This is a genomic window from Planomonospora algeriensis (assembly GCF_977012225.1).
Genome location: NZ_CDRNDK010000968.1, coordinates 1 through 865 on the forward strand (window position 1 = coordinate 1; position 865 = coordinate 865).

Here is an 865-nt window from a genome sequence, read left to right on the forward strand (position 1 = left end):
CCCTCGGCCCCGGCGTCGGCTGGGCGTGGGAACCGCAGGACCGGCGGCCCGGCATGCGCGGGATGAGCTTCGGCGAGCACCGCTCGCACGCCGTCGCCGCAGGGCTGCTGGCCCACGCCGAGCAGGGCGGCGATCGGGACGAGGCGGTGCGCGAGGCGCTGCGGGCCGCCGGGGTCGAACCCGGCGCGGTGCACCGCAACATCGGCTCGCCGCCGCTGCCCTTCGAGACCTCCGGACCCGATAACGGGCCCGGACCCTGCGAGGACCAGGAAGGAGGTGACACACATGTCCACTGAGCTGCTGATGGAGGGTGCCGAGGCCTACACCTCGCTCGCCGAGGTCGCCGCGGTCCCCGGGAGCGACGCTCCCGGCGCTTGGCCGAAGGAGACCAGCTGGCTGACCGCGCACCTTTGCACCATCGCGTGGACCATCGATGTCGGCTGCTGACGACTCGAGGTGACGGCGGCGGTGCCGCGGGCCGGAGGACGGCCCGCGGCACCGCCGGGTTCTCAGAGACGAAAGGGGGGGTCCATGGCTCCCGGGCTGCTGTTCCCGCTCCAGCACGCACACCCCGACGCGGTCGTGCCGTTCGGGGAGCTGGTGGCGAGCGGGCTGGCCGGCCGGCTCTGGCTGGCCCAATCGGTGCTGGCCGAGACGCACCAGACGATCGCGTACCTGGCCGGCCGGGGAATCAGGGTGCCGTGCGGGCTGAGCGTGACGCTGATGCCGCTGCGGCACCCGATGGAGGCGGCGGCGCAGGCGCGCAGCCTGGCGGCGCTCACCGGCCGTCCGATGGTCGCCGGGTACGGCGCCGCGACTCCGGACCTGGTCCGGGCGCTGCGCGGCGCGCCGTACGACAAGCCGG

Annotated in this window: 2 protein-coding genes and 1 pseudogene; all 3 read left to right on the plus strand. The window is 75.0% G+C overall.

Annotation, left to right across the window (positions count from 1 at the left end; translation table 11 throughout):
• Positions 1-296 (plus strand): T3SS effector HopA1 family protein (locus tag ACWJ6R_RS37230; protein ID WP_449066688.1); only part of this gene is annotated, 296 nt, incomplete at its 5' end.
• Positions 286-447 (plus strand): hypothetical protein, encoded by a 162-nt coding sequence (locus ACWJ6R_RS37235; protein ID WP_449066689.1) that lies wholly within the window; start codon positions 286-288, stop codon positions 445-447. The genes ACWJ6R_RS37230 and ACWJ6R_RS37235, both read left to right, overlap by 11 nt.
• 84 nt (positions 448-531) lie before the next feature.
• A pseudogene (locus ACWJ6R_RS37240) lies at positions 532-865 on the plus strand (5,10-methylene tetrahydromethanopterin reductase); the annotation flags it as partial.

Coding starts and splice junctions, on each gene's coding strand:
- ACWJ6R_RS37235 (WP_449066689.1), top strand. CDS start 286: ATGTCCACTGAGCTGCTGATGGAGGGTGCCGAGGCCTACACCTCGCTC.